The organism is Bacteroides sp. Ga6A2 (assembly GCF_000702225.1).
GTDB lineage: Bacteria > Bacteroidota > Bacteroidia > Bacteroidales > Bacteroidaceae > Ga6A1.
The window spans coordinates 135,650-147,460 of record NZ_JNKX01000007.1 but is presented as its reverse complement, the minus strand read 5'-3'; the positions used below and the strand labels follow the sequence as shown (position 1 = coordinate 147,460).

The window sequence follows — 11,811 nt, the reverse complement described above, 5'->3', positions numbered from 1 at the left end:
CAGAATTGCATTAAAAATATGAGAAAAGCCTTTTTTACATTAGCATTTTTATTCTCCGTTCTCTGTGCAAAAGCAGAGGACGGACATTCTCTTTGGTTGCGCTACAATCAGGATGTGCGCCATGTAGACATAACGGTGAACCGCGACAGCAAGACCATAAATCTTGCCGTAGAGGAGTTGCAGAAAGGCTGGAAGGGAATGCCTGTAAGTCTTGTTGTTGCAAAGCCGAACAAGAAACAGAAGAGCAAGAACGGTAAGGTTCAGCAACTTTCGCCCGATGCCTTCACAATCGAGACGGTGAACAAGGCAAAACAAGAAAAGCACATCAAGATAAGTTCGCAGACCGATGCGGGCATTTTGTATGGTGTGTTCCATCTCTTGCGATTGCAGCAGACAGGCAAGTTGCCTGCCGATATGTCGTGGTTCAAGGTGTCAGAATCGCCAGTCTATCAGCACAGAATTCTGAATCATTGGGATAATCTCGACGGAACGGTTGAACGCGGATATGCCGGACATTCAATCTTCTGGCATGACAATGAGGCTGAGCCAACCTTTACCGACGATGATGCAAAACTCTGGCAGGAATACGGAAGGGCAAATGCTTCAGTCGGCATAAACGGAACGGTTGTGAACAACGTGAACGCATCGCCAAAGATGTTGAGCAAGCCATACATAGACCATGTGTGTAAGATTGCCGATGTTTTGCGCCCTTACGGCATGAAGGTTTATATATCAATAAACTTTTCGTCGCCAAAAGAACTCGGAGGTCTGCCTACATCCGACCCTCTGAATGCTGATGTAAAAAAATGGTGGAAGAAAAAGGCTGATGAAATCTACAAACTGATTCCTGATTTCGGCGGATTCCTTGTGAAGGCTAATTCCGAAGGACTGCCCGGTCCGCAGGATTTCGGTCGTACACATGCCGACGGAGCGAACATGCTTGCCGATGTGCTCAAGCCTCACGGCGGAATTGTGATGTGGCGCGCCTTCGTCTACAAGTCAGACGACAGCGACAGAGCAAAGCAGGCTTATCAGGAGTTTATGCCACTCGACGGACAGTTCCGCGACAACGTTATCATTCAGATAAAGAACGGTCCAATCGACTTTCAGCCGCGCGAGCCGTTCAGTCCGCTTTTCGGTGCGCTGAAGAAGACACAGACGATGATTGAGTTCCAGATTACTCAGGAGTATCTTGGACACAGTTTCCAATTGTGCTATCTTGCTCCGATGTGGCAGGAATGTCTGATGAGCGACACTTATCAGAAAGGCGAGGGAACAACCATCGCCAGAGTGACCGACGGCAAGACATATCCTCAGAAATACACAGCCATTGCCGGCGTTGCAAACGTTGGACGCGACACAAACTGGTGCGGACACATTTTTGCGCAGAGCAACTGGTATGCTTTCGGCCGATTGGCTTGGAACTGCAATCTCGACAGTAAGGACATTGCCGAGGAGTGGATTGCACAGACATTCACTACCGACAAGGAATTTGTTCAGAAGGTTGAATCGATAATGATGGACAGTCGCGAAGCCGTGGTTAACTACATGATGCCGCTCGGCTTACACCATCTGTTTGCGTGGACGCATCACTACGGACCTGAGCCTTGGTGCGAGATTCCGGGAGCGAGAGCCGACTGGCTGCCAAGTTACTATCACAAGGCGTCTGAAGATGGTATCGGATTCGACCGCAGCAGCAAGGGAACAAATGCCGTGAGCCAGTATCACGAACCGCTCAGCACTCTGTTTGATAATGTAAGCACATGCCCCGACGAGTATCTGTTGTGGTTCCACCATCTGCCTTGGGATTACAAGATGCAGAACGGCGAGACTTTGTGGAGCGCGCTTTGCCACAAGTACGACAAGGGCGTTAAGCAGGTGAGAAACTATCAGGTTGTTTGGGACGGACTTGAAAAATATGTCGATGCCGACAGATTCAAGCATGTGCAGAGCAAACTGCGTCGTCAGGCGCACGATGCCGTTTGGTGGCGCGATGCCTGTCTGCTTTATTTCCAGCAGTACAACAAGATGCCTTTGCCAAGCGATGTTGAACGTCCAGTTAAGGACCTCGACGAATACAAGCAGATAAAGTTCAGATGGTCGCATCATAACTGATGTAAAAGCAAGATATTTCTTTTGAGAAGTAAAAAAAAAGCGGTATGTTTGTACCGCTTTTTTTGATTTTAACGTAAAATACATAATGTTCAACGATTCAATCTTCGATGCGCAGAACATCGAACTTCTAAGGAAAAAGATTTCACAGGCTAACAATGTTGTCATTTGTGTGCATGTTTCGCCCGATGGCGATGCCGTAGGTTCGGCAACCGGACTGGCTGCATATCTGCGTCAGATAGGGAAGAACGTAACCATTATCTTCCCAAATCAGATGCCGGATTTTCTGAAGGTCGTACCTTCATCGCACGACCATCTTCGTTATGACAGAAGTCCCGAAGCGTCAGACCTGATGATAAAGGCTGCCGACCTCATCTTCTGCCTCGACTTTAACAGCAAGAGCCGAATAACAGATATGGGCGAGAAAATTGCCGCTGCAAAGGCGTACAAGATAATGATTGACCATCATCTTGATCCCGACGATTTGTGCGACTTGGTTTTCTCTTATCCCGAGATGAGTTCGACTTGCGAACTCGTATTCCGCATTCTCTGGACGATGGGCGAGTACGACAAACTCTCGTTTGATACGTGCAAGTCGCTCTATATCGGCATGATGACCGACACCGGCGAGTTGAGTTACAACAGCAACCGAAGTGAGGTGTTTACCACCATTGCCATGCTTATTGAAAAAGGCATCGACCGCGACGAGGTTCATAACGAACTTTTTATGAACGGAACAGAATCGCGCTACCGAATGCAGGGGCACATGCTGAAAGACAATCTCACACTTTATCCCGAATTTGGAGCAGCCCTTCAGACTCTTACGAAAGAAGAATTCAAGGAATACGGTTGCATAAAGGGCGATACCGAGGGCAATGTGAACATTCCGCTGTCTATTAAAGGCATAAATTTCTCGGTCTTTCTGCGCGAGGATACAGAGAAGGAGAACACCATCAGAGTGTCGCTCCGCTCACTTGGCGACATCAAGTGCAACGAGATTTCTGCCGCATGCTTTAACGGCGGAGGACATGCCAGGGCATCGGGCGGCGAACTTCACTGCTCTATGGAAGAGGCAGTCGAAGTATTCAACAAAGCACTCATCAAGTTCGAGGACATGCTGAAGGCGAGATAGCCGTCTTTTTCGGCCTCAAAAACGAGATTCTGAAAATCCCGACGATACGATGGCTTTTTGTGCTATCGCACTTTTTCGGGCTGTGCGCGTTAATTAGCGTTGCAGAATTTTGTCTTTTTCGATGAGTTTATTATTTTTGCAACGATTTTATTCAAAAATAATGCGAAAAAAAGTTTTTTATACCTAATCCTACTATTTGGAAATTTAATGTTCACGGCATGTAACGATGTTGTGAGCTATGCCGACTTAAAGGAAAAAGAAAAGGATGCGATAAATTCCTTTCTTGTGTCGAACAATTTTGTCGAAGGACCTATAAACGTTATCAGTCAGGCTGAGTTTATAGCCAAGGATTCGACAACTGATGTTAGCAAAAACGAGTTTGTGCTTCTCGGAAGTACTGGTGTCTACATGCAAATTGTACGAAAGGGAGAGGGCGCTAAGATGCAGAGCGGCGATTCGAAAACCGTTCTTGCACGTTTTCTGGAGTATAACATCCAGTCGGGAGATACAATTCTGACAAACCGTTTCAGCGCATCGAACGTAGACAAGTTTACCGTTTCTCTTTCGGGAACAACGTTTACAGGCTCGTTCATATCTGGATATATGTACAGCTATTATTCATCGTCGTACGGAACGTCTGTTCCAACGGCGTGGATGATTCCGCTGAGTTATATAAACCTTGGAAGAAATACCGCCGACTTGGCGGAAGTTCGCCTTATAGTACCTCACGATCAGGGCACGCAGGCTGCATCGCAGAGTGTGTACCCTACATATTATGAAATATCTTACGAAGCAGGATTATGACACTAATCAAATCAATTTCGGGCATCCGCGGAACAATTGGCGGTGCCGCAGGAGAAGGATTGAACCCTCTTGACATTGTAAAGTTTACTTCGGCGTATGCTACTCTTATACGCAAGACAAGCAAGGTTCAATCGGGAAAAATCGTAGTAGGCCGAGATGCTCGTATCTCTGGCGAGATGGTAAAGAACGTTGTTTGCGGAACTCTCATGGGAATGGGATTCGATGTTGTTAACATCGGTCTTGCAACAACACCAACCACCGAATTGGCTGTAACAATGCTTGGCGCCGACGGCGGCATCATTCTTACGGCAAGTCACAACCCACGTCAGTGGAATGCCCTCAAACTCCTCAACGAGCACGGAGAGTTCCTTAACAAGCAGGAAGGCGAAGAAGTTCTTCGCATTGCTGAAGCAGAGGATTTTGCATTTGCCGATGTTGACCATCTTGGCAAATATACTGAGGACAATACAATGGACCAGAAGCACATCGACAGCGTTCTCGCTCTTAAACTTGTTGATGTCGAAGCCATCAGAAAGGCAAACTTCAAGGTTGCAATAGATACAGTAAACAGCGTTGGAGGAATCATTCTTCCAAAACTTCTGAAGCAGTTGGGCGTCGAGACCGTTACTGGGCTTTATACCGAGGCAACAGGAGATTTTCAGCATAACCCAGAGCCGTTGGAGAAGAACCTTTCGGACATCATGAATCTGATGAAGAAGGGCGAGCACGATGTTGCATTCGTTGTTGACCCTGATGTTGACAGACTTGCATTCATCTGCGAAGACGGAACAATGTATGGCGAGGAGTATACTCTCGTAACTGTGGCAGACTACGTTCTTCAGCACACTCCGGGAAATACTGTTAGCAACCTTAGTTCAACACGCGCTTTGAGAGACGTTACACGTCAGTATGGCTGCGAATATAACGCTGCTGCCGTTGGCGAGGTTAACGTAACAACAAAGATGAAGGAGACAAACGCTGTTATCGGCGGAGAGGGAAATGGCGGAGTTATCTATCCAGAAAGCCATTACGGACGCGATGCCCTTGTTGGAATCGCCTTGTTCCTCAGCCACTTGGCACACAAGAAGATGAAGGTGAGCGAACTTCGTGCAACCTATCCTCCATATTTCATTGCCAAGAACCGTATCGACCTTACTCCAGACACCGATGTAGACGCTATTCTCGAGAAGGTGAAGAACCTTTACAAAGACGAGGAGGTGAACGACATCGACGGCGTTAAGATTGACTTTGCCGACAAGTGGGTTCACTTGCGCAAGAGCAATACCGAGCCGATTATCCGTGTCTATTCAGAGGCTTCGACAATGGAGGCTGCCGACGAACTGGGCAAGAAGATTATGGATATAGTTTATTCAATGACAAAATAATAATGATTTTTAGACTTAAACCTTTTTTCGGAGCACTTCTGATGCTCTGTGCTGTTGCTTTTACAAGTTGTCATGATGATGAGGGATGGGATTGCCCTTACAAGATAACGGTAACCATGCCTGTGTATGAAAATGCAGCATCAAGCGATCCGACAATCCTTTCGGGCACTTTGAGTGGCGGAGAACAGGTGTGTGTGCTCGACCTTACAACGTCCATTAACCGCTCAATCCTTACGAACGACGGAAACGGCGAGTTTTCGGGCAGATTGTACGGTGGTTACGAAAACGACCGCATGGCTTTGTTCTATCCTGCATCGGCGGTGAATGCTTATACAAGCGACACGCTTACGCAGACTCTCAGCGCAATGGAACAACTTGGAACGGCTAAGGACTTGCACAAATATATGTATGCGTGGGCAAAAGATACGCTCAACGTAACATATACCGAGCAGACGGCTTATTCGGCTCGCAAACTCGGTGCAATTACCGGAGTGGTTAAATGGATGTTCACAACCGACGGTGTTACGCCGATAAAGGACATCGTAAGCGTTGTTGCATCATCAGAAATCGGAACGATGTACTCAAAAAGAGTGTTCCGCATGAGCACAGGTGGCTTTTCAAGTTCAACCGAAGGAAGTGTTTCGATGACAAATGCCGATGGAGTTACGGGAACAATCTACATGTCGATGTTCCCAGCCACATTTGTTCAACTTCACTTTACTGTGATGACAAAGAATGGCGACAGATACGAGGCTATTCAGCCTGAAGTAACGACCTACGAGGCAGGAAAGGTTTATGATACTGAAGTCTTCACTTGTCAGCCTATAGCCAAGGCAAAGGTGGGCGACTACTATTACAGCGACGGTTCAACAAGTTCTGTTCTGAATGCCGACCGTACTTGTGTGGGCATCGTATATGCGCTTACAAACGCAAATGGCGAGATTGATCAGAATCTTACAGAGTCTTCATCGGGCTGTGTGGTTGCCATAAAGGATTTGAACAATTCAACCCTTTACCGTTGGAGTGCGAAGGTTGAGAACACATCAATCGCCGACTATACAACAGTAGACGGAACAAAGAATACGGCATTCCTTCCATTCTACAAAGGTCAGGCAGGTGTTTATTATTCAACAGAGAACAAACTCGAAATTTCAGACGCAAGCAACATCGCGTTGTGGCCAAAGCAGGGCTGTATCTCTGATTTTGCGGGCGACGACCATGCGCAGTATTTCACAAGCAGTACATATTATGCTGCTGGATACAATAGCCGTAACGACGGACTTGCTTCACTCAACTGGTATCTGCCAAGTATGGGCGAGTTGCTGATGGTTTATCTTCAGGAGAAGAACGGAGTCATCAGCCATGCCAAGCAGTCGCCATACATCAATCTGAGCGACCAGTCATATTGGTCGTCATCAGAATACGACGACAGTCATGCGTGGGCATTCTCTTACACAAGCGCGAACATTTTTGCTTGCTACAAGACCAGCACACACAACGTGCGTCCAGTTCTGAAATTCTAAGAAAAAAGTGTAATTTTTGCCACTTTAATGGCTGGAATTTATATTCACATACCGTTCTGTCAGCGTCGTTGCATCTATTGCGATTTCTATTCAACGACCGATGCTGACAGGACGGTTTCTTATGTCCGTGCGCTAAAGAAAGAACTTCTTCTGCGGAAGGATTATCTGCACGGCGAACATGTAGAGACTATCTATTTTGGCGGTGGAACGCCGTCGCAACTATCTGTCTCTCAGTTGGCTGAGATTCTAGACTGCATCTATTCGATTTTTGAAGTCAGCAAGAATGCCGAGGTTACGATAGAATGTAATCCCGATGATTTGAATGAAGAATATGTTGGCGGATTGCGCTGTCTTGCGTTCAATCGCGTGAGTATGGGTGTTCAGAGTTTCAGCGATGAGCATCTTACGCGACTTCGCCGCCGACATTCTGCCGCGCAGGCTGTCGAGGCTGTCAGACGTTTGCAGAAATCAGGAATCGCAAACATCAGCATCGACTTGATTTACGGACTTCCGGGAGAGACGCTTCAGGAATGGAAGAAGGATTTGGACGCGGCTTTCTCGCTCGATGTGCCGCATCTTTCGGCTTATCATTTGATGTACGAGGAAGGAACGCCGCTCTATAAACTTTATCAGCAACACAAGGTTAGCGAGGTGGCTGAGGATTTGAGCGTGGCGATGTTCGAAATGCTTATTGATAAGAGTGCGGCGGCTGGCTATGAGCATTACGAGATAAGCAATTTCTGCTATCCCGATATGTTTTCGCGTCATAACAGCAGTTATTGGCATGGTGTGCCTTATTTGGGCTGCGGAGCGTCGGCACACAGTTTCGACGGACGGTCGCGCCAGTGGAATGTGGCTTCGCTCGATGGCTATATTGACGGCGTAGAGTCTGGCACGCTGAATTGTGAGGTCGAGGAACTCGATTTGTACATGCGATACAACGATTTTGTGATGACGGCTTTACGCACGAGCATTGGCGTGCCGTTTGCCCAGATGCGTTTGCAGTTCGGTACAGAACTTTCGGACTATTGTATGAAGATGGCTCGAACATCGCTCTCAAACGGTTTGCTTGAGATTGCCGAACGAGACGACGATAGTTATCTGAAACTGACTCGGAAAGGCATTTTTGTGAGCGATGATGTTATGAGCGACCTCATGTGGGTGTAAAAAAGAAGTGTGATGACGTTTTCCGTCACCACACATCGCATTGCTTTCTTTCTGTATCTTCAGTAGGTTGCTCGTCAATTTTCTTTCCGTTAACCTTGCAGTTTACAAACTTGCAATCTTTCGTCTTGAAAAGATAATGGGCGTGCCCAGCCTTTTCAACTTCAAAATTCTCGACCTTGATATTTCTTATCGGCTCGGCATCGTTGCCGTCGTGGTAGATGGCGTATGCTTCGGCTTTTCTTGCTTTGACGTTGCTTATGCTGAAGTCTGAATACCGCGCTGGAAAGTTGCCGCCTCGATAGCCGAAATAGTTCGTCTCGAATCGCAGAACGGCTCCGGCTGCCGATTTTATGCTGATTGAATCAACGAATACGTTCTCGATGAATCCGCCGCGGTCGAGGTTCGATTTAAAGAGAAGAGCGTTCTTTACATTGCCAATTTCGATGTTGCTCATGAAAACGTTTCTTACGCCGCCCGACATCTCTGAGCCGATGCACAATCCGTTACATTCGCTGTAGAATTTGCAGTTTCTGATTACAATCATTTCTGATGGTCGGGCAACACGCCGGCCGTCGGCATCGCGCCCCGATTTTATTGCGATGGCATCGTCGCCTGTGCGGAACGTGCAGTTTTCTACCAGAACGCGTTTGCTCGATTCCGGGTCGCATCCGTCGTTATTTGGAAAATGCGAGTCGATGGTCACGTTTCTCACTGTAACATCCTCGCAATAAAGCGGATGGATGCACCAAAACGGACTATTCTTCAGTGTGATGCCATCAATCAGAATCTGTGAGCACGAATTGAACTCGATGGCGCACGGACGCAGATGCGTATTCTTTCCGAAGACTCGCTTTTCTACCGGCACAAGGTCGTCGCCCATCTGTCTTAGCCTGTCAACATCGGCTTTTTCGGGCGTTTCGCCGTGTGTTCCGTGAATGTTCTCCTTGAAATCTTTCGTATCCATAGGCATTCCCCAGCGCGCCATCTCGCCTCCGTTGGCATCTATAGTGGCGTTCCCTTCGCCGGTTATGGCGATATTCTTCTGATTGTAAGCCCTAATCATCGACGAACGGTTGTAGACTTCCGTGCCTTCCCATCGCGAGAGCACGGCAGGCAGGTAATCATCGGCCTTTGGGCTGAAAACGATTTTTGCACCGTCTTTCAGATGCAGTCTCACGCCCGATTTCAGTTCGATGCTTCCTTTTATGTTGTACGTTCCTTGCTGAACGATGATTGTTCCGCCGCCGTTTTTGCTGCAATCGTCAATCATTTTTTGCAGAACTTTTCTCGAAGCGTTTTGCGGCAGACTGAATGTCTTGTCAGAAATCTTCGGAGTGCTGATGCTTGCGGCGATGAGTTCTTGCTGACGCTTGCCCGAAACACCTTTCAGATGCACGCGTTCGGCATTGAGCGTTGGCGAAACCTTGCAGATTGTTCCGTCGGAATTGTAATTTAGTTTGTCGTAGCAGACCGAGCGGCGCACTCCGCAATGAAAACCGTCGTGCAGATATTTGCTGATGTCGGCGGTGTGATAGAACAGATAATCCTCGCCCTTGTAGTTTACGATTGAATGATGATTCGTTCCGCTGTTCACAGGGTCGAGAATCACGCCCTGATAGGTGTACGGACCGAGCGGCGACTTGCTTGTGCAGTAGGCAATCTGCGGCTCATGACCGTGAAAAGGTCCGTCGGAATACGACATGTAATAGATTCCGTTTCGCTTGTGAACCCACACCGCCTCGAAGAAATCCTTCACGCCCTCGATGATGTGAACCTTTCCGTCGTACGAAATCATGTCTTCGTTTAGTTTGATGCTGCAAACTGTGTTCTGCCCCATGAAGAGATATGCCTGACCGTCGTCATCGATAAAAACGCAAGGGTCGATGAAATCTCTGTCGCACACAACTCCCGGAGAATCTATTGAAATGAGCGGATGCCCAAGCGGGTCGCGGAATGGTCCGTCGGGACGGTCTGAAACCGCCACGCCGATGTGTTTCTTGTCGGTGGGGTAGTACAGATAGTATTTTCCGTTTCGGCAGATGCAGTCGGGAGCCCAAGCCGCTTTTTTCGCCCATTTCGTCTGCTTTGTTGGATTGAAAATCACGCCGTGGTCTGTCCACGTTTTCATATCTGTTGTGCTGAATGTGTGATAATCTTCCATCGAGAACGAAAGTGCGTCGTCCTTGTCGTGGCTCGGATAAACCCACAGAGTGTCGCCGAAAACTCTTGCCGAAGGGTCGGCGCTGTACATGCTGTTTATTATCGGATTCTGATTCTGTGCCACGGCATTTGCGGTTGTCATGGCAAGTGCCGACAGCAGAAGTGCTGATTTCAGTTTCATTTTTGTCATTAGGGTTATAAAAAGTAATGAATGCAAAAATAAACATTTCTTGTCTAAGCCTTTGGTCTTGCTGCTGAAAAATGTTAAGTTTGCACAGCAAAAAACAAAAATAATATGAATGAAACTATTAAGAACATCGTCACACGCCGAAGTGTGAAAAAGTATCAAGACAAGGCTGTCCCGACAGAACTTGTCGAAGAGATTGTGAAAGCCGGAACATTCGCTCCTTCGGGAATGAACAAGCAGTCTGCCATCATCATTGCCGTTACTAACAAGGAGATGCGCGACCGCCTGAGCCGCATAAATCTCGACATCGTTACAGGCAGAGGACTGAAAACTTCTTCTGGACATTCCGACCCGTTTTACGGTGCGCCGGTAGTTCTCGTTGTTCTTGCAAAGAAAGAGATTGGAACCCGTGTTTACGATGGCTCTCTGGTAATGGAAAACATGATGATTGCCGCTCACAGCCTTGGCTTGGGCTCATGTTGGATTCATCGTGCCAAAGAAACCTTTGAGACCGAGGAGGGCAAGCAGATTCTTAGCGAACTCGGAATTCCCGACGAGTACGAGGGTATTGGCAACTGCATTGTAGGCTATGCCGCCGACGATGCGCTGAAGCCTCAGGTTGCACGAAAGGACGATTATATTAAATGGGTAAAGTGATTAGCTTTACCCATTTTTTTGTATCAATAGTTTTCAATCAACGCTTTTCGTTTCTGTCTTTTCAGATTCTGGCGGTGTTGAATTTTCTTGCCCCAAAGTTCATGGGAAACAAGGCCTAATAAGGCTCCGACATTGACACCCTGTTGTATCTGTTGCATCATCTTTATGTCATGTTTCGGCTTCGAAAAATCGAACTTTCGGTTCATGCTGTTTGAGTGTCCGTAGATGACGACCTCGTCCAGCGCATAGGAGTTTGAAAGCAGAAAAATTGTGTCGTTTCTTATATTGTCTTTGTAGACAACGCGTTTCTCGTAGGCGGGATGGGTGAGCGTCATGCTCTTGAAACTGTTGCGTAGTGAGAATGTGCCATCCCAGATGCTCTTCGTCTTTTGCTTGTCGTCGGTGTAGACAATAATGTCGCGTAACGGCACGCCAGTTTCTACGTTTACGACGATGAAATGTCGCATAGAGTCGGCCTCGTTGCTGCGGCACGAATCGGCAGGTGCTTGTGCATTTATGTTTTGCATCGTAAGCAGACCTGCGGTCATTAAGAATGTTAGTTTACAAATCATTAGTTTGAGGTTTAAGTTATAAAAAGTATGTAGTTTTATGATTTCAGATTGTTTTGGGCATACAGATTGACTGATGTTTTTGTGAAGTTTGGGTAAAGCCTTTCAACCTTAC

General features: G+C 47.3%; 9 protein-coding genes. 7 read left to right on the top strand and 2 right to left on the bottom strand.

The window, feature by feature from the left end; all coding sequences use genetic code 11:
- Positions 1-18: 18 nt before the first annotated feature.
- The 6 genes from T538_RS0101490 (at position 19) to hemW (ending at position 8,123) form a co-directional block, all read left to right on the top strand.
- Positions 19-2,115 carry an alpha-glucuronidase family glycosyl hydrolase gene (locus tag T538_RS0101490; RefSeq protein ID WP_031535463.1) on the top strand — a complete coding sequence of 699 codons (2,097 nt, stop codon included), beginning with the start codon at positions 19-21 and terminating at the stop codon, positions 2,113-2,115.
- An 85-nt stretch (positions 2,116-2,200) separates the two neighbouring features.
- On the top strand, positions 2,201-3,244 hold the full coding sequence (locus T538_RS0101485; protein ID WP_031535461.1) for a DHH family phosphoesterase: 1,044 nt from the start codon (positions 2,201-2,203) through the stop codon (positions 3,242-3,244).
- Positions 3,245-3,451: 207 nt separating this feature from the next.
- The gene (locus T538_RS0101480; RefSeq protein WP_051655796.1) at positions 3,452-4,048 is read left to right on the top strand and encodes a DUF4827 domain-containing protein; all 597 of its coding nucleotides are present in this window, start codon (positions 3,452-3,454) and stop codon (positions 4,046-4,048) included.
- Positions 4,045-5,433 carry a phosphoglucosamine mutase gene (gene glmM, locus T538_RS0101475; RefSeq protein ID WP_031535457.1) on the top strand — a complete coding sequence of 463 codons (1,389 nt, stop codon included), beginning with the start codon at positions 4,045-4,047 and terminating at the stop codon, positions 5,431-5,433. The genes T538_RS0101480 and glmM overlap by 4 nt, the downstream gene beginning before the upstream one ends.
- A 2-nt stretch (positions 5,434-5,435) precedes the next feature.
- A complete protein-coding gene (locus tag T538_RS0101470) occupies positions 5,436-6,956 on the top strand; it encodes an Lcl C-terminal domain-containing protein (protein WP_031535454.1) in 1,521 nt (506 codons plus the stop codon).
- A 27-nt stretch (positions 6,957-6,983) separates the two neighbouring features.
- Positions 6,984-8,123 (top strand): radical SAM family heme chaperone HemW, encoded by a 1,140-nt coding sequence (hemW, locus tag T538_RS0101465; protein ID WP_031535452.1) that lies wholly within the window; start codon positions 6,984-6,986, stop codon positions 8,121-8,123.
- Positions 8,124-8,148: 25 nt separating this feature from the next.
- Here hemW and T538_RS17490 read toward each other — a convergent pair whose 3' ends face one another.
- Positions 8,149-10,464 (bottom strand): family 43 glycosylhydrolase, encoded by a 2,316-nt coding sequence (locus T538_RS17490; RefSeq protein WP_197025806.1) that lies wholly within the window; start codon positions 10,462-10,464, stop codon positions 8,149-8,151.
- Positions 10,465-10,578: 114 nt separating this feature from the next.
- Here T538_RS17490 and T538_RS0101455 point away from each other — a divergent pair, with 114 nt between their 5' ends.
- Complete coding sequence (locus T538_RS0101455; RefSeq protein ID WP_031535448.1) at positions 10,579-11,127, top strand: nitroreductase; 549 nt, start codon at positions 10,579-10,581, stop codon at positions 11,125-11,127.
- Positions 11,128-11,150: 23 nt separating this feature from the next.
- Here T538_RS0101455 and T538_RS0101450 read toward each other — a convergent pair whose 3' ends face one another.
- Positions 11,151-11,699, bottom strand: a complete 549-nt coding sequence (locus T538_RS0101450; protein WP_155992939.1) for a hypothetical protein — start codon at positions 11,697-11,699, stop codon at positions 11,151-11,153.
- Positions 11,700-11,811 lie beyond the last annotated feature (112 nt).

What these genes read in the sequence shown, in the direction of transcription:
- T538_RS0101490 (WP_031535463.1), top strand. Translation starts at nt 19, where the DNA reads ATGAGAAAAGCCTTTTTTACATTAGCATTTTTATTCTCCGTTCTCTGT.
- T538_RS0101485 (WP_031535461.1), top strand. Translation starts at nt 2,201, where the DNA reads ATGTTCAACGATTCAATCTTCGATGCGCAGAACATCGAACTTCTAAGG.
- T538_RS0101480 (WP_051655796.1), top strand. Translation starts at nt 3,452, where the DNA reads ATGTTCACGGCATGTAACGATGTTGTGAGCTATGCCGACTTAAAGGAA.
- glmM (WP_031535457.1), top strand. Translation starts at nt 4,045, where the DNA reads ATGACACTAATCAAATCAATTTCGGGCATCCGCGGAACAATTGGCGGT.
- T538_RS0101470 (WP_031535454.1), top strand. Translation starts at nt 5,436, where the DNA reads ATGATTTTTAGACTTAAACCTTTTTTCGGAGCACTTCTGATGCTCTGT.
- hemW (WP_031535452.1), top strand. Translation starts at nt 6,984, where the DNA reads ATGGCTGGAATTTATATTCACATACCGTTCTGTCAGCGTCGTTGCATC.
- T538_RS17490 (WP_197025806.1), bottom strand. Translation starts at nt 10,464, where the DNA reads ATGAAACTGAAATCAGCACTTCTGCTGTCGGCACTTGCCATGACAACC.
- T538_RS0101455 (WP_031535448.1), top strand. Translation starts at nt 10,579, where the DNA reads ATGAATGAAACTATTAAGAACATCGTCACACGCCGAAGTGTGAAAAAG.
- T538_RS0101450 (WP_155992939.1), bottom strand. Translation starts at nt 11,699, where the DNA reads ATGATTTGTAAACTAACATTCTTAATGACCGCAGGTCTGCTTACGATG.